The organism is Sagittula marina (genome assembly GCF_014196795.1).
GTDB lineage: Bacteria > Pseudomonadota > Alphaproteobacteria > Rhodobacterales > Rhodobacteraceae > Sagittula > Sagittula marina.
In genome coordinates this window covers 200,573-221,008 of the sequence record NZ_JACIEJ010000007.1, presented here as the reverse complement: position 1 = coordinate 221,008, position 20,436 = coordinate 200,573, and the positions used below count along the sequence as shown (strand labels likewise).

At 61.5% G+C, this 20,436-nt stretch carries 17 protein-coding genes; 6 read left to right on the top strand and 11 right to left on the bottom strand.

Annotation, left to right across the window (positions count from 1 at the left end):
• The first annotated feature begins 60 nt into the window (after window positions 1-60).
• Window positions 61-342: a hypothetical protein gene (locus GGQ68_RS14955; protein WP_183967367.1), complete on the top strand. Its 282-nt coding sequence runs from the start codon at window positions 61-63 to the stop codon at window positions 340-342.
• Between the two features lie 8 nt (window positions 343-350).
• Window positions 351-1,526 (top strand): HD domain-containing protein, encoded by a 1,176-nt coding sequence (locus GGQ68_RS14950; protein ID WP_183967365.1) that lies wholly within the window; start codon window positions 351-353, stop codon window positions 1,524-1,526.
• Window positions 1,527-1,534: 8 nt separating this feature from the next.
• Here GGQ68_RS14950 and lpdA read toward each other — a convergent pair whose 3' ends face one another.
• The 5 genes from lpdA to GGQ68_RS14925 all read right to left on the bottom strand — a co-directional run bounded on the left by lpdA (window position 1,535) and on the right by GGQ68_RS14925 (window position 9,474).
• Entirely contained in the window at window positions 1,535-2,911 is a 1,377-nt protein-coding gene (lpdA, locus tag GGQ68_RS14945) for a dihydrolipoyl dehydrogenase (RefSeq protein ID WP_183967363.1), read from the bottom strand.
• A gap of 114 nt (window positions 2,912-3,025) precedes the next feature.
• A complete protein-coding gene (locus tag GGQ68_RS14940; protein WP_183967361.1) occupies window positions 3,026-3,613 on the bottom strand; it encodes a DUF924 family protein in 588 nt (195 codons plus the stop codon).
• A gap of 115 nt (window positions 3,614-3,728) precedes the next feature.
• Window positions 3,729-4,973 (bottom strand): MFS transporter, encoded by a 1,245-nt coding sequence (locus GGQ68_RS14935; RefSeq protein WP_183967359.1) that lies wholly within the window; start codon window positions 4,971-4,973, stop codon window positions 3,729-3,731.
• 139 nt (window positions 4,974-5,112) lie between these two features.
• Window positions 5,113-6,159, bottom strand: coding sequence for a tRNA preQ1(34) S-adenosylmethionine ribosyltransferase-isomerase QueA (queA, locus tag GGQ68_RS14930; RefSeq protein WP_183967357.1), 1,047 nt, complete (start codon window positions 6,157-6,159; stop codon window positions 5,113-5,115).
• A 36-nt stretch (window positions 6,160-6,195) separates the two neighbouring features.
• On the bottom strand, window positions 6,196-9,474 hold the full coding sequence (locus tag GGQ68_RS14925) for a YhdP family protein (protein ID WP_343055949.1): 3,279 nt from the start codon (window positions 9,472-9,474) through the stop codon (window positions 6,196-6,198).
• An 85-nt stretch (window positions 9,475-9,559) separates the two neighbouring features.
• On the opposite strand from GGQ68_RS14925, the gene GGQ68_RS14920 reads away from it, so the two are divergent.
• The 4 genes from GGQ68_RS14920 to GGQ68_RS14905 all read left to right on the top strand — a co-directional run bounded on the left by GGQ68_RS14920 (window position 9,560) and on the right by GGQ68_RS14905 (window position 12,893).
• Window positions 9,560-10,021 carry a peroxiredoxin gene (locus tag GGQ68_RS14920; protein WP_183967355.1) on the top strand — a complete coding sequence of 154 codons (462 nt, stop codon included), beginning with the start codon at window positions 9,560-9,562 and terminating at the stop codon, window positions 10,019-10,021.
• Window positions 10,022-10,089: 68 nt separating this feature from the next.
• Complete coding sequence (locus GGQ68_RS14915) at window positions 10,090-10,914, top strand: ferritin-like domain-containing protein (protein ID WP_183967353.1); 825 nt, start codon at window positions 10,090-10,092, stop codon at window positions 10,912-10,914.
• A 169-nt stretch (window positions 10,915-11,083) separates the two neighbouring features.
• A complete protein-coding gene (locus GGQ68_RS14910) occupies window positions 11,084-12,394 on the top strand; it encodes a DUF5930 domain-containing protein (protein WP_183967351.1) in 1,311 nt (436 codons plus the stop codon).
• Window positions 12,384-12,893 carry a bactofilin family protein gene (locus GGQ68_RS14905; RefSeq protein ID WP_183967349.1) on the top strand — a complete coding sequence of 170 codons (510 nt, stop codon included), beginning with the start codon at window positions 12,384-12,386 and terminating at the stop codon, window positions 12,891-12,893. Before GGQ68_RS14910 ends, GGQ68_RS14905 begins: the two co-directional genes overlap by 11 nt.
• A gap of 293 nt (window positions 12,894-13,186) precedes the next feature.
• On the opposite strand, the gene GGQ68_RS14900 is transcribed toward GGQ68_RS14905, so the two are convergent.
• The 6 genes from GGQ68_RS14900 to GGQ68_RS14875 form a co-directional block, all read right to left on the bottom strand.
• The gene (locus GGQ68_RS14900) at window positions 13,187-13,594 is read right to left on the bottom strand and encodes a response regulator (protein WP_183967347.1); all 408 of its coding nucleotides are present in this window, start codon (window positions 13,592-13,594) and stop codon (window positions 13,187-13,189) included.
• A 121-nt stretch (window positions 13,595-13,715) separates the two neighbouring features.
• Window positions 13,716-15,986, bottom strand: coding sequence for a response regulator (locus GGQ68_RS24320; protein ID WP_183967345.1), 2,271 nt, complete (start codon window positions 15,984-15,986; stop codon window positions 13,716-13,718).
• A 199-nt stretch (window positions 15,987-16,185) separates the two neighbouring features.
• Window positions 16,186-17,163 (bottom strand): sugar-binding transcriptional regulator, encoded by a 978-nt coding sequence (locus tag GGQ68_RS14890; protein WP_183967343.1) that lies wholly within the window; start codon window positions 17,161-17,163, stop codon window positions 16,186-16,188.
• 3 nt (window positions 17,164-17,166) lie between these two features.
• Window positions 17,167-17,832, bottom strand: a complete 666-nt coding sequence (locus GGQ68_RS14885; protein WP_183967341.1) for a class II aldolase/adducin family protein — start codon at window positions 17,830-17,832, stop codon at window positions 17,167-17,169.
• Entirely contained in the window at window positions 17,825-18,892 is a 1,068-nt protein-coding gene (locus GGQ68_RS14880) for a zinc-binding dehydrogenase (protein ID WP_183967339.1), read from the bottom strand. The genes GGQ68_RS14885 and GGQ68_RS14880 overlap by 8 nt, the downstream gene beginning before the upstream one ends.
• The gene (locus GGQ68_RS14875) at window positions 18,889-20,406 is read right to left on the bottom strand and encodes an FGGY family carbohydrate kinase (RefSeq protein WP_183967337.1); all 1,518 of its coding nucleotides are present in this window, start codon (window positions 20,404-20,406) and stop codon (window positions 18,889-18,891) included. Before GGQ68_RS14875 ends, GGQ68_RS14880 begins: the two co-directional genes overlap by 4 nt.
• Between the last annotated feature and the right edge of the window lie 30 nt (window positions 20,407-20,436).

Sequence of the window (20,436 nt, the reverse complement as noted above, 5' to 3'; positions counted from 1 at the left end):
CGCGGGCAGACCAGCATTGTGCTGACGCCATCCCGGCGTCAGCCGTGACCGGAGACCGCCATGTCTGTAGTCGATGAGCTTGCCGACAAGCTTGCCCAGGATGTCATCAAGGCAATGGATGCGCTGGGTGATGAAAACCTGCCCGATCAGGTCGCAGCGGTTCTGGGCGCATCTTCCCCCTCCTCCGAAGAGATCTTTCGCGCTGCGGTGCGTATCCGGCTGGCGGAGCGTCGCGCCCGAAGCTTTCTGACCGACCATGTGCAACGTGCGCTGGAGGCAAAGAAAAAGGGTGAGGCCATCCCCACCGCCATTGCCCCCGGCGTCGACAACGAACACCTGTGAGATCCGGTATGACTGAGCCCACTGACTTGCGCCGGCTTGACCGGCAAATGACCTTTCTTGGCGAGGCTGACGCGCTCAAGGGTGTGGAACGTCATAACGTGCTGCTCGATCTGTCGCGACCCGAAAACGTGGCCGAACACAGCTGGCATGTGGCGCTCTGGGCGCTGATCCTTGCGCCGGATATGCCCGAGGGCTGTGACCTGAGCCGCGCCATCGCCATGCTTTTGATCCATGACATTGTGGAAATTGACGCGGGTGACCACTCCGTCGCCGTGGCGCATGACCCGCATGAGATCGCCCGCAAGGAAAACGCCGCTGCGGTGCGCCTGTTCGGGCTGTTACCGCCGGACCAGGGCGCACATCTACACGCGCTTTGGCAGGAGTTCGAGGAGAACGCCACCCCCACAGCTGTGTTTGCCAAGCGCGTCGATCACATGCAGCCGATCTTGCAGGTCTTTTGCGCGCCCGAATGGCACGCTGACCACCCCGAAATCGCCGGACATACGCTGACCGAAGGCCGTGCACGGCGCATGGCCCAAGATTGGCCCGCTCTGGACGCGCATACACGCGCTCTCATGGCCGGTGAGGCGCCAGCCGCTGGGCCGCTGAACAACCGCCTCGCCTTTCTGGCAGAGGCTGACCGGCTCAAGCGGGTCAACCGCGCCACGCTCGTGCTGAAAGGCGCGCGGCGTGAAAACAGTGCCGAACATTCCTGGCATGTGGCGCTGTATGCCCTGATCCTGTCCGAACATGCGCCGCAGCCCATCGATGCCGCCAAGGTCATCACCATGCTTCTGCTGCACGATCTTGTGGAAATCGACGCGGGCGACGTTCCGGTCTTTGGCGCGGTTGATACCGCCGCTGTCGAGGCCGCCGAAATCGCAGCGGCTGACCGTCTTTTCGGCCTGCTCGGAGAGGAAGGGCAACCGTTGCGCGCGCTTTGGTCCGAGTTCGAGGCGAATGAGAGCCCCGAGGCGCGCTTTGCCAAATCGCTCGACCGCTTCAACCCGCCAAACCAGAACCTGGCCTCTGGCGGCGGGTCATGGGTCGAATACAACGTGACGCGCGATACGTTCGACAGGGCCGTTGGCTCAAAGATCGCAGCAGGCGCCCCCGCGCTGTGGGACTGGATCGCCCCGAAGGTCCACGACATGATCGACAGCCTGCAAGGCGCCAAGGCCTAGGTCGGGGTTCAGAAATGGATGGCTCGGTCCCATGCGTCCAGAACGGATTCGTGCATCATCTCTGACAGGGTCGGATGCGGGAAGATGGTCTGCATCAGGTCCTCCTCCGTTGTCTCAAGCTGGCGACCGATAACGTAGCCCTGGATCAGCTCGGTGACGTCGGCCCCCACCATATGCGCGCCGAGCAGCGCGCCGGTCCGCGCGTCAAACACGGTTTTCACCATGCCCTCCGGCTCCCCCAAGGCGATGGCCTTGCCGTTGCCTATAAAGGGAAAGCGACCGACCTTCACGTCGATGCCTTTTTCACGTGCCTGCGCCTCCGTCAGCCCGACAGAGGCCACCTGCGGCTGGCAATAGGTGCATCCGGCGATGGTGTCCGGGTCCAAGGCGTGCGGGGTTCCACCCGCGATCAGCTCTGCCACCATGACGCCCTCGTGGCTGGCTTTATGCGCCAACCAAGGGGCGCCGGCCACGTCGCCAATGGCGTAAATGCCCTCCACCCCCGTGCGGCACATGGCGTCGGTCACCACGTGGCTGCGCTCGACGCGTATGCCCATGGTGTCGAGACCCAGATCTTCTACATTTCCGACAATGCCAACTGCGGAGATCACCGTGTCCACGTCAAGGCTTGACGTTTCTCCGGCGACCTCGACCTTGGCCACGACACCGGGACCGCTGCGGTCCAGACCGGCAACTTTGGCCCCTTCGAGGATGGTCATGCCTTGCTTTTCAAATTGTTTTCTGGCGAAGGCGCTAATCTCTGCATCCTCCACCGGAAGGATGCGATCCATGACTTCGACCACCGTCACGTCAGCCCCCAACGCGTTGTAAAACGATGCAAATTCGATACCGATCGCCCCGGAGCCGATCACCAGAAGCCGCTTTGGCATCCGAGGCGGGGACATCGCATGTTTGTAGGTCCAGACCTTGTCGCCATCGGCCTCAAGGCCCGGCAGCTCGCGCGCGCGTGCGCCTGTGGCCAGCACGATGGCCTTGGACTCCAGCACTTTGTCATCAATGCGCACGCGCCCCGGCCGATCCAGCCGCGCCGCGCCCATGATCACGTCCACCTTGTGTTTTTTCAACAAATGGCCAACGCCAGAGTTCAGTTGTCTTGCGATCCCGCGCGAGCGTTTGACCACTTTGTCGAGGTCGAAATTCAGACCTTCTGCGCTCAGCCCGAACTCGGCCGCGCGGTGCATCAGGTGGAAAACTTCTGCAGAGCGCAGCAACGCCTTCGTCGGGATGCAGCCCCAGTTCAGACAAATGCCGCCAAGGTGTTCACGTTCCACAACGGCCACCTTCAGCCCAAGCTGCGCGCCACGGATCGCGCAGACATAGCCGCCAGGGCCAGCCCCGATCACCACCATATCATAGGTTTGCATTGCGGCCCTCCCTGCCGGTTTCCCGGCCCAAGGCTAGCCCGCATCTTCGCCAATCCCAACCGCTTTTCGGTTGTTCGGACCCCATCGGGGCGGGTTGACCCCGCCCCTGATCGGTCAGGCAGCTTCCCGCTCTGCCTGCATCTCGCGCAGCGTCTGGGCGTAGCCGCCCTGCGCCATGTAGTCGGCCTCCGCCTGGGTGGTCTTCCGCGACAAAGCCTCGTTGCGATAGGGGAAGCGTCCGAACATGCGGATAACTTCGCGGTGGACCCGGGCGTGCAGCAAATTGCTGTCCCCGCCCTCTGGCATCCGCTCTTTCATCAAGCGCACACAGCGGTCCTGATCGCACAGGTTTTCAGCGTGCATCAACGGCAGGTAAAAGAACTGCCGCGACGGTTCGTCGATTTTCAGATCCCAGCCGCGGTGAATGGCCTGCTTGGCGGCGGCCAACGCAATCTGGTCCGACGCAAAGGATTTGCCGTCGCCCCGGAACATGTTGCGCGGGAACTGGTCCGCAAGGATGATGTAGGCCAAAACGCCGGAGGGATATGTCAGCCAGAGGCCGAACCGCCCCTGCATCAACCCTTCCCAGGTTTTTCCAAAGCGGTCCCGGATTGTGGCATCCAGCGTTTCGTCCTGTTTGTACCAGCCCTCGGGTCCGACGTCGTCCAACCAAAACGCAAGAATTTCTTCCGGCCCCACCATGTCATCCTCCTGAGCGGTCCTGTCGTCAGTCGCACCACGTTACGCACAGCGTCTCTGCCCTGCCTAATCACAATTCCTGTCACATTCTAACAAAAACGCAAGAGTGCCGGCGTAATTATTCGTCCTCTTCAGCCTGATCTATGAAATATTCTTGCGCGAACTCCATGGCCATTGGCGAGCTTTGCGGTGCCAGCGGCGCATAGGCCCCGGTCTGGTCCACATCAGGCGCCGGACGCTGTGTCATCCGATACGCGGCGTAGGCAGACACCATTGTCAGAAGACCCGCAATCAGCGCGAAGAAGGCCGCCGGTCCCGCCCACTGCATGACGTAACCGATAATCAGCGGGCCGGTGATGGCGCCGACACCGTTGATGAACAACAGACCGGCGGAGGCAGCGGCCATATCTTCAACCTCCATAAAGTCATTGGTGTAGGCGATCAGCAATGAATACAGGGGGTTGGACGCGCCACCAATGACGAGCGCGGCGAACGAGATCATCCAGAAGTTGCTGACAATGACACCCATGACCGCGGCGGCCGCGCCACCGGCAGCCACCACCAGCACAAGCCCGCGGCGGTCGACCCGGTCGGAAATCCAGCCCAGCGGATACTGCATGATGAGCGCGCCCACGTAGAAGGCCGCGATAAAGATGGATGTCTGCACGAGGGTCATGCCGGCCTCGGTCGCATAGACCGCTGCCATGCCGAATTGTGCGGCAAACACGCCGCCCAGCAAGAATATGCCCACCATCCCCAGCGGAGAGATCGCGTAAAGCTGTTTGAGCGTCATACGCTTGGTGGATTCAAAAGCCGGCGTTGGTGAAATCGACAGCAGAATTGGCGCAAACGATATGGAAACCAGCACGGATGGGATGATGAAGAGCAGGAAGCCAGACACGTCAGGCACCAAAAGCAAGCCCTGCGCGATAATGATCCCGGCCATTTGCACGATCATGTAAGCAGACAGCGTCTGCCCGCGCGTCTCGTTGCTGGCGGTGTTGTTCAGCCAGCTTTCGGCGGTCACGTAGACGCCGCAAAAGCAAAAGCCGAGCACCAGACGCCCCAACACCCAGGCGGCCGGATGCTGCAACGCCGGAAACAAGATAAGCACGGCGGAAATGAACGAGCCGAGCGCAGCAAAGACCCGGACGTGTCCCACGCGCCGGATCAATTCTGGCGCCATTTTCGACGCAAAGAGGAAGCCGGCAAAGTAGGCCGACATCACGATGGACATGGTCCCCGAGGAGAAGCCCGCCTCGGCCCCGCGCACACCCAGCAGGGAGCCCTGCAAACCGTTGCCAACCATCAAGAGCAACATCCCAAGCAGGAGCGCCCATGAATTTCCCAAAACGCCTAACATCGCGTCAATTCCTTTTATCTAGCCTGCCGGAGTGCGGCGGCTGTCGGTTGGCCCTATGCGACCCATGTCACGATTCGATGTCAATGTGCGACCAATCGCGGCGAAAAACGCCGCCCGCCGGACATCGTGAGGGACGATTTCAGGGGATCAGCAAGGATGCATCGCCATACGAGAAAAATCGGTAATCATTGGTTACCGCATGGTCATAAATCTCGCGGACACGGTCCTGCCCGACCAAGGCCGAGACCAGCATGAGCAGGGTCGACTTTGGCAGGTGAAAGTTGGTCATCAGCGCGTCAGACACATGAAATGTGAAGCCGGGGTAGATGAAGATGTCGGTGACGCCCTCGAAGGGCGCAATCGTTCCCTGCCGGGCCGCGCTTTCGATCAGGCGCAGAGCGGTGGTCCCGACGGGGATCACGCGCCCGCCTGCGGCCTTGGTGGCGGCGATCTCGGAGGCGGCCTGTGGCGTGACCTCGCCCCATTCGCCGTGCATCTTGTGGGTGGTCACGTCCTCGACCTTCACCGGCAGGAAGGTGCCCGCGCCCACATGCAGCGTGACATGGGTGAAGGTCACGCCCATGGCTGAAAGCTCGGCCAAAAGCGCGTCATCGAAATGCAAGGACGCGGTGGGCGCGGCAACAGCGCCGCGATTGCGCGCCCAGACGGTCTGGTAGTCGTCGTGATCCTGCGCATCGGCGGGACGTTTGGCCGCAATATAGGGTGGCAGCGGCATCGCCCCGGCGGCGTTCAGCGCGGCGTCAAAATCTTCGCCCACAAGGTTGAAGCGCAACAGCCCCTGCCCGTCTTCGCGCCCTTCGACCGTCGCGGACAAGCTGTCGGAAAAGCGGATCACCTCGCCGTCGCGGACCTTTTTCAGCGGCTTGAGCAGCGCGGCCCACATCCCGTCGGCGCGAGGCTCCAGCAGGGTCACGTCGATCTGGGCCGAGGTTTCGCCCTGCTCTGACATGCGGCGACGTGTGCCGAACAGGCGTGCGGGGATAACCTTGGTGTCGTTCAGGACGAGCCGGTCACCGGGCCGCAGCCATTGCGCAAGGTCTGACACGCGCGCATCGGTCAGCCCGTCGCGTTGCGCCACCAGCAAACGCGCCGAGGTCCGCGGCCGCGCCGGACGGGTTGCGATCAGCCGTTCTGGCAAATCAAAGTCAAAATCGCTCAACTTCATCGGCTAGCCTTTTGAAATTTGAGAAAAAAGAAAGCATTACAGCTCTGGTGGCGGGCGGCGGAAGATGTCGCGGAACATGCCCGGGGTCAAGGCGGAAAGCGGGTTCACCGAAACGCTCGGGTCGGCCACCGTGCCGCCGAGGGTGAAGTTGAAGCCAATCAGCCCTTCGCCCTTTCGCGAGAACAGCCGCCCAACCGCATTCACCACGTAAATCGGAGAGAGCACGCCCTGCATGTCCATCTCGCCGGAGGTCAGATTGTAGTATCCGTCCAGCGAAATACCCATGGACGGGCCGACCGCGCTGCTTTGTGTCAGGATCACCTGGCCGGGGGTCAGGCGAAAGCGCGCCTCAACATCGGAAAAGAAGATCCCCGGCCCGTTGAGTTGGTCCAGAATCCCAACGACGGAGATCGCATCCAGAAGCGAGGCGATGGTCGGCGCCTTTTGCAGCCGGGCGCCCGCGACCTTGAGCAGGCCATCGAAGCTGCCCGTCTGACCGCGCACAGGGGCCAGATCGAGACTGAAGGTGCCGTCCTGCACGGTTTTGAGAAGGCCTGCGGCCTTCAGGATGTCGCCCGCGTCCTCGCCCCGGATGCGGAAGGCGCTGCCCCCGTTCTGGGGCACGACCTCGCCCCCCACGGGTGCTTCGCCGCCGAGTTGTGCGCTGAAATTGCCTGACAATCCGCCCGTCGTGTCGAAGTTGCCGCGGAACGCGCGCAGCTCGATGGTGTTGGTGACGCGCAGGCTGTCGAGCGCCAGCGTGATCGGCGCGCCGCCGCCTGTGGTGCCGCCACCGCCAGCGCCGCCGGAGCCGATGGGCGCGTCGCGCAGATCGACCTTGCCGGAGGTGATCTCCACCGCAGGGGCGGCGTTCCGTCCACGCGCACGCAGACGCCCCGCCACATCCAGCCACTTGCCGACACGCAAGCGGGTCAGCTCCAGCCGATCAAAGGCCCCAGCCGCGTTCAGAACCACGCGGCCATCGGCGTCCAGCCCGCCGCCTGTCAGCGTCATCTCGTCGATTTCTACCGGTGTCCCGAGGCGGCCCGCCACGCGGAACTTGCCGCGCGTGCCGGAGGACATGGACCAGCCGATCTGGGGGATGGCCAGTGCCAGACCGGCCAAATCGCTTTCCACCACGAAACGCGGCGTGCCGCCCGGCGGCAAGGTCAGCGTCAGATCGCCGGTACCCTTGCCGCGCAGCATCCCATCGGGCAAGCGAATGCCAAGGGTCGCAAGGCTGTCGGGTGTGATCGTGACCTTTGCCGTCACGGTAGACCCACCGCCGCCGAATGTCTGTCGCCACTGCCCGTCAGCGGGGATGCCATCAAAGCTTACCCCACCCGCCACGGCCAAAGCGGCGTTGTTCAGCGTCACATCGAGCGCCTCGCCGCGCAGGCGCCGCCCGGGCACGATGCTGTCACTTTCGAGGTCAGAGAGCTGACCAGTCAAGGCGAGGTCTGTATCCGCGAACGTCAGCCCCTTGCGCAGGGGGATGGACACACGGCCACGCACCGTTGCCCGCCCGGTGGCCAGTTGCGGTGTGCGACCCGCCTTGCTGAGAACGCGCCATTTGTCGTTGTCCACATAGGTCAGCACAGCCTCCAGCGGGCCTTCGGCCATCAGCTCCAACTGGCCGGTGGCGGGGCGCTGTTTCAGATCCGGGATCACGAAGACGGAGCCGTCCAGCGCGACCTCCCCCGCATCGCCCATGTCGATGTGACCACGATCCAGACGCAAACCCAGACGCCCGTCGTAGATGGTCAGGCGACCAGCGCCGCCACTGACCTCGGGCAGACCCGGCGCATAGGTCACGCGTCCGTCGATGAAACTCAGGTCGAGGAAGGTGTCTGGCTTGGGCATGCCGGGTTCGAGCCGAAGCGCAAAGGTTGCATCGCGGACCTCGCCATCAAGCAGGTTCTCCATCACCCATTTCCGGGGCCTGGGATTCAGCTTGGCCGGCCAGAAATCGCGCACCTGTTGCGGGGTCGTGCGGGCCACTTGAGTGTCGACGGACGCCGCCCAGCCTTCGGGTGCGGCCTCGATCCAGCCGGTTGCGGTGACCGGAAATTGCGGGTCGGTGATGCGCAACGATCCAAGGTCGACGCGAAACGGCTTTAGCCCAAGGCGAAAGGCGACTTCGGCCCCCGACAACGCGATGGGTCGCTCCATCATCGGTCCTTTGGCCACGGCGATGTCACCAAAGGTAAACTGCCCGGTCATGCCACTGAGCCATCCCTGTTCGAGCCCTTCGAGCTGAGTGACACCGGAGGCTTCGACCTGAAGCAGGTTCGACCTGACGCGGATCTCATCAAAGCGGAGCAGCCCGGCGTGCGGATCGTAGACAAAGGCGGTGCGCGCCTCGTCGAATTTCAACGGCGTGGTTTCCTGACGCGGCTGCAAAACCCCCGCGCCAATTTCCAGCGTCGCCCGCATTTCACCCAATGCGCCATCACTGCCAAGCGAGGAGCGCAAGCTACCGGAGATCGGGGCGTCCAGAGCGTCGAGCCAGGCGAGCGCCGGGCTTTGGGTGGCGATGTCGTTGGAGGCCAGACCGTCCAGCGTCATGCCGAAGTCGACTGCCGTTTCGCCAATCTTGCTGGAGGCGGCGAGCTCCACGGTCGCCACGCCTGCCCCGCCTGACAGCAGCGCCACATCGCCCGCGATGCGCAGCGCCTGACGTTCGCGCGTCACCCGCAAGCGGCCACCGTCAGCGGTCCAGCCCCGACCGGCGCGCAGATCCTCGTAACGTAAGGTCAGCGCATCCGCCTGAAAAAGATCGAGCTGCGCCAGCCTTGGGTCCTCGGCCATCCGGTCAATCTGCGCGATGATCTGGCCAATATCGGGCACCTGGGTTCCAGCTGCGAAGGCATCGCCGAGGGCAAGACCGATGCGCCCTGTCTCATCCCGTTGCAACGTCACGAAGGCACCGGAAATACGCGCTTCACGCAATTGCCATTGCCGATTCAGAAGCGACACCGGTGCAATCGCCGCCTCGACGTCGTTGACCTCAGCGACCAGCACGCCCAGATCGTTGCGCAGCGCGACATCCCACAAGATGACGCGCGCCAGACCGTCGGATTCGACCCGAAGGCTCATCCGGCCAAAGTCGATGTCGATGCCAGGTGTGCTTTGCGCGATGCGCTGTTCGATCTTTTCGCGCAGCCAGGGCGGTGCCGCGACCTCGCGTCCGATCATGTACCAGCCGCCGGCGACCAGAATACCCGCCATGGCCACCAGCACGCCAAGGCCCCAGAGCAAAGCCCTGCGTCCACGCCGCTTTTGTGGTTTTTCTGTCAGAGTGTCATCGCTCACTGGAAGCCCGTGCCTGTCGCGTTATTGTCCGTTATGCATCGGCTGTGCCGTCCATCATAGATCACTTCAAGCAAGGTTTACACGCATGAGCGAACAGACGCCTTTCGAGGCCCCCGCATTCACCCTGCCCGCCACCAACGGCGAGGTCTCCTCTGACGCGCTGAAGGGGGCTGCGTACGTGCTGTTCTTTTATCCACGCGATGACACTTCCGGCTGCACGAAGGAAAACGAAGCCTTCACCGCGCTGCTCCCGGAGTTCGAGGCATTGGGTGTGAAGGTGTTCGGCATTTCCAAGGATTCTATCGCCAGCCATGAAAAATTCATGAAGAAAAAGGATCTGACCGTGCCGCTAATCTCTGACGAAGACGGCGACCTGTCGGAGCGGCTGGGTGTCTTCAAGGAAAAGAAGATGTACGGCAAAACCTTCATGGGCATCGAGCGGTCGACGTTCCTGATCGATGGCGCGGGTCAGGTGATGCGGGAATGGCGCAAGGTCAAAGTGCCCGGCCACGCCGAAGAGGTTCTGGAGGCCGCGCGGGCCATGTGAGCCGTCATGGGGGAGCGGTATCAACATGGGCGTTGCGTTGCGCGCCGCGCCCGTGGCACATCGCCCGCATGATGACGCTTTCCCAAATGGCGGTGGATGTTCTGACCACCGCAGACGGTCGCGAGAAAACCGCGAAGTCCCGAGACTATGCCGCGCAATGGTTCGCCGCCCGCAAGGCCGGCACGCCCCTCCCCGTGGGAGAGGCCACGCCGCCGCTGCGCCCGTCGCGGCCGGAAAAACCCGAACTGCTCAACCCGCGCGACGTACCAAAGCGGAAACCCGGCAGCCCGCAGGGGCGGCTGGCGCTGATTCACGCGGTGGCGCATATCGAGCTGAACGCCGTTGACCTGCATTGGGACATCATCCCGCGCTTTGCCCATGTTAAGATGCCGCTTGGATATTACGACGATTGGGTCAAAGCCGCCGATGAAGAGAGCAAGCACTTCAACCTGATGTGCGACTGCCTCGAAGAGATGGACAGCTATTACGGGGCCCTGCCCGCCCATGCCGGAATGTGGCGCGCCGCCGAGGACACGGTGGATGACTTCATGGGGCGGCTCGCCGTGGTGCCCATGGTCCTGGAGGCGCGCGGGCTGGACGTCACACCGGGCATGATCGCCCTGTTCGAGAAGGCCAAGTCGACCTCTGTGGTCGATGCGCTGAACACCATCTACGCCGAGGAGGTCGGCCATGTCGCCTATGGGTCGAAATGGTTTCACTTCCTGTGCGGACGCCATGATGAAGACCCCAAAGAGGCCTTTCACAGATTGGTCCGACGGTATTTCAAAGGCGCACTGAAACCACCGTTCAACGATGAAAAACGCGCCGAAGCAGGTTTGCCACCAGACTTCTATTGGCCGCTGTCTGAAGATACCCCTAACCGAACCCGTTGATTCCGCTGAGAATCGGCGAATTTTCGCCCATTTGGCGTCAACTCGCCGGTGTCTCGGTCCACTTGGCCCAAAAAAGTTGCGCCAACTGCCCTCGGTGGATAAGCCCTGTCCTTGAGGCTGGGTTGGGGGACCTTTCGCCTTTAATGGGGACAATAAAGGGACGGTCAGAGTGCGTACTCGTCTGGCAATCAAGACACATGCAATTCTAGAGCGATTCTTTCCGGAACGCCGACTTTTTCTCCGATCCGACACTGATACGCGATTTATCCGGCTGAAGTCGGGCACGCAGGCGGTGGCCTTTACCGGGGCTGTTCTGGTTGTGTCCTGGACCACCATTGCAACGGCCATCCTGCTGATGGATTCCATTGGCGCCGGCAACTTCCGCGAACAGGCAAAGCGAGAGCAGATCACCTATCAGCAGCGTCTCAACGCGCTGTCCGGTGAACGCGACAGCCGCGCCGCAGAAGCGCTGGCGGCGCAAAACCGCTTCAACGCGGCGCTCAAGCAGATTTCCTCCATGCAGACGGAGCTTCTGAATTCGGAAACCCGTCGCCGCGAGCTGGAAACCGGGATTGACGTGATCCAGGCGACGCTGCGCGAGACGATGAAGGATCGCGAGAACTTTTCCGACCAACTCACCAACCTGCAAGATCAGATCGAAGGTGGAGACGTCGAAGTGGCCGGTGGCGCACAGGACGACAGCACCATGGACATCCTGTCCGATGCCCTCGCCCGCACCGCCGCCGAACGTGACCAGGTGGTTGCCGATGCCCAGGCGTCCTTGATCCGCGCCGCAGAAATGCAGGCCGAGATCGAGCAGATGCAGGACAAGAACGACACGATTTTCCGTCAGCTCGAAGATGCCATGACCGTCTCGGTCAAGCCGCTCGACAAGATGTTCGAAAAAGCCGGCATGGACCCGGACACCATCCTGAACCAAGTGCGCAAAGGTTACTCCGGTCAGGGTGGCCCGATGGCGCCGCTGTCCTTCTCCACCCGTGGGGATGAGCCCTCCGCCGATACCCTGCGGGCCAACCGCATCCTGAACCAGATGGACCGGCTGAACCTGTATCGCATTGCCGCTCAAAAGGCGCCTTTCGCCTCGCCGCTGAAAGATCCGTTCCGATTCACCTCCGGGTTTGGTCGCCGCTGGGGCCGCCTGCACGCGGGTACCGATTTCGCCGCGCCGCATGGTACGCCGATCTACGCCACCGCGGATGGTGTCGTCGTGCACGCGGGCTGGTCGTCGGGCTATGGCCGTCTGGTCAAAATCCAGCACGAGTTCGGCATCGAAACCCGCTATGCACACCAATCGAAAATTCGCGTCAAGGTCGGCCAAAGGGTCTCGCGCGGGCAACGCATCGGTGATATGGGGAACACTGGACGGTCGACCGGGACCCATCTTCATTATGAGGTCCGCGTCGGCGGTAATCCTGTCAATCCGATGACTTATATCAAGGCTGCGAACGATGTTTTCTAAGAGCAAAATCAACGAACCCGGTCCCGGCAACGATACTGCGGCCAAGCCGTCGGTGTCCGAATCGCCCAAATCGTCCGCAGGCGAGTACAAGGCGTCCTCCGCGCCGAAGGCGAAACCGCCGGCATCCGTGCTGTCCGCTGACCTGCACATCACTGGCAACATCAAGACAACCGGCGACGTTCAAGTCGAAGGCACCGTCGAGGGCGACATCCGTGCGCACCTGCTGACCATCGGCGAGAGCGCCACCATCAAGGGCGAAGTCATCGCCGACGATGTGGTGGTAAACGGTCGTATCGTCGGTCGTGTTCGTGGCCTGAAGGTTCGCCTGACCGCCACCGCGCGCGTCGAAGGGGATATCATCCACAAGACGATCGCGATCGAGTCCGGCGCCCATTTCGAAGGATCCGTGCAACGTCAGGACGATCCGCTCAACGGCGGCAAGACCCGCGCAGCGCCCGGCGGCGCGGCGGCTGCACAACCTGCGACACAGCAGAGCTAAGTTTTACCTTATCGCGTGAATCAAGCCGCTCCTTTTGGGGCGGCTTTTGTGTTGGTGCCACAGGTTTTCGGATCAGGTCAGAGCGTGACGCGCCGACCGCATGGGAAACGGCTCGCCTTCTCTGATCCGGCTGAAGTCGCAGGTCACACGTGTTGTCAGATCCATCGCAAGGTTGGCATGACCGGGACAACCTGCGGTACGACCGCACTGCTTTGAGGGTCAATTCGATTGATTTGGCCACATCGACGTCGTCCGGATGGACACTTATCAGCCCGGCCCGGTGGGGCAGAAAATTAAGACGTCAACTTACTCAAGGCCGCGCGCTCGAATTCCAGAATCTCGCGCAAATGGGCGACCGAGATTGGTTTGAGCAGGAAGCGCCCGACGGCGAGGTCACGCGCATCAGCAATGAGGCGTGCCGCGAGCGCGTTTGCTTCGGCACCGCCCGTAATGAAACGGATGCGCCGGGCCGAAGTTTTTTCGGGCAATGCTTGTGCAACAGCGATGCCGTCGAGGTGTGGCATATTCAAATCGCAGATTATCAGAACAGGATCTTCCTCGCCCTCGAGTGACCTGAGAAGTTCAAGTCCATCGCAACACACAGTGGGGATCCATCCTTCTTTTCGCGCAACTTCCGCGCAAAAGTTCGCAAATTCCTGATTGTCATCTGCGATGAAGATTTTAAATGCTCCCTCCGACATGTGGCGGGGTTGCTCCTCTGTCTACTAGAACCGAATACGAATTGCGGCGCATCACGCCGTAGAAGTCGTTTACCATAGTTTCCGAGGTCTTGCGCAGTGTAACGGATATTCGCGTTGGATATCAGTCTGTCTCTTCCTTCTTCGTATTTGTTTTCCTGCTATTTTGCAGAACTGTGTTGATGGTACTGATCAGGCTGGATCGTGCAACAGGCTTCATCAGGCGACCATCTTCTGGATAGACTCCATTGCCATGCACTGCGGCCTCCGACGCATAACCAGACATGAAAACAACCGGCAAATCCGGCCTCCGTTCGCGGAGTTTCTTGGCAAGATGCGTGCCTTGAAGGCTGCCTGGCATCACGATGTCGGTGAGCAGAAGATCATATTCTTCGGTGTCGCCCCATAGCGAGAGAGCCTCGTCACCGGACCGCGCGGTCATCACCTCGAAACCGGCCTTTGTCAGGGTTTCCTCAATGGTGGCGAGGACGTCTGCCTCGTCTTCGACCGCAAGGATGCGCGCGCCTGTGCCCTGATCCGTAGCGATTGCCTTCTCCTCTGGCAGCGACTCAGGTGGCGCAATGCTTTTTCCGGTTTTGAAATACAGCTTGAAGGTCGCGCCAATTCCCAGCTCGGAATACACTAGGATGGTGCCCTTGGATTGGCGCATGAACCCCATCACCATGGAGAGACCGACGCCAGACCCCTGCCCCGGCGCTTTGGTGGTGAAGAACGGCTCGAAGACACGTTTCATGTTCTCTGGACTAATGCCGTTTCCGGTGTCGCTGACGGCGATCATCGCATAGCGGCCCGGTTCGATTTCCTCGCCACGGCTGTCAATGTAGTCATCGTCGATGCGGACGTTTGCCGTCTCGATGGTGATACGGCCGCCCTTCGGCATTGCGTCGCGCGCATTCAGGATCAAGTTCAGGATCGCGTTTTGCGCCAGATCGCGGTCCACGTCGACTGGCCAGAGGCCCGCCGACAAAGCGGTTTCAATGGATATCGTGGCAGGCAGGATACGCTCCACCATCGCATTGCTCTTGCGCAGCATGTCGTTGAGGTTCGTAGGCTCGACATGAAGATTGGATTTGCGCGCGAAGCCAAGAATATTGCGGGTCAGGCTTGCCCCCCTGTTGGTGGCATCCAGAGCAATTTTTGCGTGTCGATGCACATCGTCCTTGTTGTCCGCTTCGACAAGCAGTTCGAGGTTGCCGAGGATGATTGCGAGGAGATTGTTGAAGTCATGCGCCACACCACCGGCAAGCTGTCCGATCGCTTCCATTTTTTGAGCCTGACGCAGTCGATCCTCCAGTTCGACGATCTGGGTCACATCCTGGATTGTCCCGCTGAAGCCCGTGATTTCACCGCGCTTGTTCAGCATGGGTTCACCGATGTCATTTACGATAATTGTCTGTCCGTCAGGACGTATCATGCGATGAAGACATGAGAAATGACCGTTGCCCTCGATGGCCTTGCGCATCGCCATGCGCAGTTTGCCGCGATCCTCGGGATGCACCAGATCCCAGGCAAACTCCCTGGATTCGCCGAATTTCTCCGCATCAACGCCGAGCATGCGACGGGTGGATTCCGACCATATCACCCGGTCCTTCAGGTTGCTTTCCCATCGTCCAAGCCGCGCCAGATTCTCGGCCTTTCGAAGGGTTTCGGCACGTTGTTCGATTTCCTCGGCATGCGCCTGGGACTTGCGTTTGAGGACAATTTGAAAAAACAGCAGTGCTGCCAGGAGAACGATCACAGAAGAGATGGCCACTATAAATATCGCTGAAAACAATAGTTGCCTTCGGACAAAATCGCTTTCTACCTTCGTCTGAAAACTCTCAATTGCGGCACTTGCAGAAACGTCCGACACGCGAACGATTTCGTCTATGTCCTGGCTGCTCAGGCCCTCCGCCCACAGAACCGGGATGCGGTCGAGCGTGCTGCCATATTCGCGCACAGTATCCGACACGGCGTTCAGATCATGAGAAATGCCAAGGTCACTCGCGAGGCGACTTATCTCTTCGATGGTCTCGAGAACCTCTGCGAGATCGGTCTTAGCACGATCCTGAAAGATCGGTTCATCCGGGCGCAGGACGAAATTCTTGAAATTGTGTATAAACCCGTCGTAACCGATGGTCTGTTCCAGCCGAAGGAAAAGGCGCGAGACCTCTATATTGGTTCGGGTGATTTCAATGTACCTTTTGCCGGACGTAATGCCCAGCATCACGAGCAGACAGAGCCCGAATCCAACAGCAACGGCGGCGAACGAAACTCGGTGCTTGTCAGTCGGCGACGGCATTATGCTCTGGCTCCCTGCAAGGCACTTACGAGTATGAACTGTAAGCATCGCTTCAGCAAAAGATACCGGTTTTGCGGTATTTTCATCAAACACCGTGTCTACCAGTATGCCCAGCCCCACAAAGCTACGCCGGTCAGGGCGACTGCGCGCACATCTGAGAGCGCAGCTGGGATAGCTGTGAAGAAAGGGACTGTGGCTGTGTGGCCGTGCCAGGTTTGCCATAGCGTGCTGCAACACAGCCTATTGAGGTGCCCCGAAGCAGGGTCTAGAGGCGCGATGCCCTGACCACGTCCTAGCTGTTGATCAGGGCTTCGGCGAGCTCTCGGTCGGCCACAAGATGGGTGACGAGCCCGCCATGAATTGCGGCGCGGGTCGCATCCAACCGATCATTGCCGCAGACGACGAGCAGTTTCTTGGGGGCTGCCTTGATATCATTGATCGAAGCCGCGATGATCCGATCGTAGGGGGCCGTGCGGATTTCTTGGCCGTTTCCATCGATGTAGCGGCAGCAAATGATCCCTGCGGCGCCTTGATGCCTGGCGGCTTCCAGCTCTGCGATTGACGCGATGTCGGCGGCGGCCATGTGGGTGTCGCGGCCCAGGTGACCGACGGCGGCAATGGTCATGTCGAGGCTCGACAGCCGCGCCAGCTGGGTTTGGATCGTGACTTCGGACTTCAGAGCGCTGGCCAGTTCCGCGCTGGACAAGATGCCGGGGGCGTGGAGCGTATGGCACTGGGCCCCCAGCTTGTTGGCCACTTCGATGGCGCAGATCTCGGATGCCGGGACGCGCGCGGATTCCTGCGAGCCGATAAGCTGGCACACCTGCGTCCCGGGCACGGAGTTTCGCGGCATGGCATTGGCGACAGCGGCAATGGTCTCGCCCCAGGCGACGCCGATCCGGTCGCCGGGTTCGACGATGTCGAGAATGGCCATAGAGGCGACACGCGCCACCTGTGCCAGCTTATCGCTGCGGCGGGTCGATCCGTCCTCGATCCCGTCTACCGCAATGTAGACGTCCTGCAGACCGTATTTCTCACACAGATCGCGCGACAGGCTGGAGGCTGCCAAATGCTGCCCGTCGACACGGATCTCGACGATGCCCCGCTCCCGGCAATCGCGCAGCATATTGACGATTGTGACCCGCGACAGCTTATATCGCTTGGCAATCTCGCTTTGTGTCAGGCCCTCGCCGTAGTACAGCAAGGCGATGTTGGACAGGAGCGCATCCTTGTCGCTTTTGACGGTGGGGAGTTTCGAGGGCTTGTTCATCCATCAATCTTTAACGATTTTGCTGCCGGATTGCCCATAGTTTTTGCGGAACCAGTCATAGCAGCGTTCGATTTCCTGGCGTGGCAATTCCTCGACCGGGCCGCGGGTCATGGCCAGATGCGTCGTCATGGCAGCCTCTTCGAGATACATCGCGTTTGACGTGGCCTCTTTTGCGTCGCGCCCCATGGTGAAGACGCCATGCGCCTTGACGAGCACCGCCCAGCCCCCTTCCGCGGCCTCTATGATGGCCTCTCCGGTGTCCACTTCGCCTGGCGTCGCGTACCGCGAACAGGGCACGTCGCGGCCCAGCATGTGGGTGATCGGCGTCATCACTGCCGGAATGCGTTCGCCCCGCGCGGCAAAGCTGCTGGCATAGGGCGAATGGGTGTGCGCGACGCCGAAAACGTCCGCGCGGTTGCGGTAGATGTACAGGTGGATGCCGGTATCGACCGAGGGCTTGGCCGTCCCCTCGACCACGTTCCCGTCGAGGTCGACAACGACCATCGTGTCGGGCGTGAGCTTGGCGAATTTCACGCCGGAGGGCTTGATAACGACCAGACCTGTTTCAGGGTCCCGGCCGGAAACATTGCCGCCAGACCCGACCACCAACCCATTGGCAGGCAGTTCGTGGTTTTGTTCGCAGACGAGTTCCTTCAGCGCCTCAAGCATGAGCCTGCTCCTTTTTGCTATCGGGGATTCCGTGGGGATAGACGACGATCTTCAGGGATTTTTCGGCTTCGACCAGCATCTTGAACGCCTCGGCGCTGTCGTTGATGTCGAAGCGGTGCGAAATGGCTTCCTCGGCCTTGATCCGGCCAGCTTCCAGCAAGCGGATGTAGCTGTACGTATCTGTGTGGTCGGAACTGTAGCGCGAGGTGATGGTGATCTGGTCGAAATAGGCCTTGTGGCCGCTTTGCACCCAGTCCGTGTCGGGCGGCATCGGCGCGCCCAGATGCAGGCATCCACCGACTTCGGTCAGGGCAAGCGCCTGATCCCATGCAGAGGGGAACGGCGCGATAACGATCACCGTATCGGCCAGACGCCCATTGTTGAGCGCCCGCATCGCTTCGACGGCATCCTCGGTCTTGGGATTGATCGTGTGGGTCGCGCCAAAGAACTTTGCCTTTTCCAGCCGCCAGTCCGAGAAATCCAGCGCCACCACCTTGCCTGCCCCGAACAGCGGCGCGAGATGCACGAAGCCCTGCCCCATGAAGCCCGCGCCGACCACGGCCACGGTATCGCCCGGCTGGATCATGCAGCGTTTGAGACCGGACAGCACGCAGGACCAGGGTTCAATGGTGACGGCAGCCTCATCCGAGATGCTGTCGGGCAGCTTGTGCGTGTCCATCGCAAGGTGCTGGGCGGTGACGCGGAAATACTCGCAAACGCCGCCGGGATCGAGCTTCATGGTCTTGTAGAACGGATCGCGGGTAAAGTGGCCGCGGCGGGACAGGTGGCTGTCCACTCGTCCGACGTGGTGGTTTACGAACACCCGGTCGCCGATCTTGTAGTCTGTCACGCCGGCGCCCACCTCGACCACCTCGCCCGAGGGTTCGTGGCCCAAGACCTTTGGCTCCGTCTTGTACCACGCCATCGTCTCTCCCCCGCACAGCCCGCAGGCACGGGTCTTGAGCAGCAGCTCGCCGGGGCCGATTTCAGGGACCGGTCGCTCTTCGATGCGAATGTCGTCGATGGCGTATTGGATCGCCGCTTTCATCATGTTGCTCATGGCAAAGGGTCCTTGACTGAATTGAGGTCTTTCTGCAGCCGCCGCATCGCGGACGAGATCATCTCGTAGCGTCGGTAGACTGCGCTGTAGGCGGCGTGTTTTTCGGGATCGGCCACATAGGTGGTCGTGTCCTCGTCGCGCCGCACGAGGGACATGGCATCGCCCGCGCCAGCGGCGGCTGCACCAAGGCAGGCCGCCCCCCACAGACCCTGGTCCGATTGCAGGCTGACCACCACGTCCTGACCGATGATGTCCGCAATGATCTGACACCAGACCGTGTTGCGCGACCCACCGCCCGTCAACTGGACTGGCTCTGTCGGCAATCCGGAGTGGCTTTCAAAGCAGTGGCGCAGGCTCATCGCCGTGCCTTCCATAACCGCGCGTCCCAGGTCGGCTTTTGTCGTGTCGGAGCGCATCCCGTGGAAGGCCGCCGTCATGTCGGCAGCGACGAAGGGCGCGCGTTCGCCGTTCAGATACGGCAGGAAGGTCACCCCGTTTGCACCGACCGGAACGCTTTGCACCAAGGCATTCAGCTTTGCCGCGACCTCCGAGGGTGTGTCGCCACCTAGGCTTTTGGGATGCAACTGGGCGAACCAGTCGAATGCCGCCGCGCCGGTCGAGGGGGCAAAGATGCGGATGATCGCGTCACTGGTGGCGTGCAGCGCTGACGCGCCCACGGGGACCGGAACGCGGTCCGCGACATCGGTCAGGATGTTGACCACCGCCGTCGTGCCCATGATCAGCATGGTCTGGCCAGGCTGATCGAGGCCCATGCCGACAATCATCGCCGCCAGATCGAGCGTGCCGACCGACACTGGCAATCCTTCGGGAAGGCCGGTGGCGCGGGCGGTTTCTGCTGTCAGGCCGCCCAGCCGGTCCGAGGCGCGACGGGGCGATGCCAACCGGGACTTCAGCCCCTCGCAGTCGACCGACGCAAATTGTTCGTCACTGTAGCGACGCGCATCAAGGTCGATGAAAGGGATCGACCCATTCGACATGTCTGTCGCCACCGCCCCTGTCAGGCGGTAGCCGATCCAGTCGGCGCAGGTGAAAACGGTGGCGACCCGGGAGGCCACATCAGCGTGCTGCGCCTCCAGCCAGCGCCACAGCATTGCGGATGTGCCGGGCCAAAGCGACGTGCCCGATCCTCTGCCGATGGCGTCGGTTCGATCGGTGTCGACAAGCCCTTCCAAGTCGGCCGCCGCGCGCGTGTCATTCCACAGCATCGCGTTGCCAACCGGTTGCCCGTCTGCGTCCATCGCCCACAGACCGTCACCCTGACCGCAAACTCCGACCGACTGGATCGTCGCACCGTCGCAGCTTTGCGCGACCTCGGCCAAGCACGACACTGCGCCTTGCCAGACCTGCTCCATATCCTGTTCCGCCTGACCGGGGCCGGCCCGCAGGACCTTGTTGCTCCGTTCCGCCCGCGCCACGCAGGTGCCGTCCGGTCGATAGGCCGCTGCCTTGATCGCTGTCGTCCCGACGTCCAGGCCAATTCTAATTTCGTTCACGTGCCGTCCTCCCGATTTATACAAATGAAT

Excerpts from the sequence above, each read along its gene's own strand:
- GGQ68_RS14885 (WP_183967341.1), bottom strand. The coding sequence starts at position 17,832 with ATGCTTGAGGCGCTGAAGGAACTCGTCTGCGAACAAAACCACGAACTG.
- GGQ68_RS14890 (WP_183967343.1), bottom strand. The coding sequence starts at position 17,163 with ATGAACAAGCCCTCGAAACTCCCCACCGTCAAAAGCGACAAGGATGCG.
- GGQ68_RS14935 (WP_183967359.1), bottom strand. The coding sequence starts at position 4,973 with ATGTTAGGCGTTTTGGGAAATTCATGGGCGCTCCTGCTTGGGATGTTG.
- GGQ68_RS14880 (WP_183967339.1), bottom strand. The coding sequence starts at position 18,892 with ATGAGCAACATGATGAAAGCGGCGATCCAATACGCCATCGACGACATT.
- lpdA (WP_183967363.1), bottom strand. The coding sequence starts at position 2,911 with ATGCAAACCTATGATATGGTGGTGATCGGGGCTGGCCCTGGCGGCTAT.
- GGQ68_RS14955 (WP_183967367.1), top strand. The coding sequence starts at position 61 with ATGTCTGTAGTCGATGAGCTTGCCGACAAGCTTGCCCAGGATGTCATC.
- GGQ68_RS14900 (WP_183967347.1), bottom strand. The coding sequence starts at position 13,594 with ATGTCGGAGGGAGCATTTAAAATCTTCATCGCAGATGACAATCAGGAA.
- GGQ68_RS14920 (WP_183967355.1), top strand. The coding sequence starts at position 9,560 with ATGAGCGAACAGACGCCTTTCGAGGCCCCCGCATTCACCCTGCCCGCC.
- GGQ68_RS14950 (WP_183967365.1), top strand. The coding sequence starts at position 351 with ATGACTGAGCCCACTGACTTGCGCCGGCTTGACCGGCAAATGACCTTT.
- GGQ68_RS14915 (WP_183967353.1), top strand. The coding sequence starts at position 10,090 with ATGATGACGCTTTCCCAAATGGCGGTGGATGTTCTGACCACCGCAGAC.
- queA (WP_183967357.1), bottom strand. The coding sequence starts at position 6,159 with ATGAAGTTGAGCGATTTTGACTTTGATTTGCCAGAACGGCTGATCGCA.
- GGQ68_RS14905 (WP_183967349.1), top strand. The coding sequence starts at position 12,384 with ATGTTTTCTAAGAGCAAAATCAACGAACCCGGTCCCGGCAACGATACT.
- GGQ68_RS14940 (WP_183967361.1), bottom strand. The coding sequence starts at position 3,613 with ATGGTGGGGCCGGAAGAAATTCTTGCGTTTTGGTTGGACGACGTCGGA.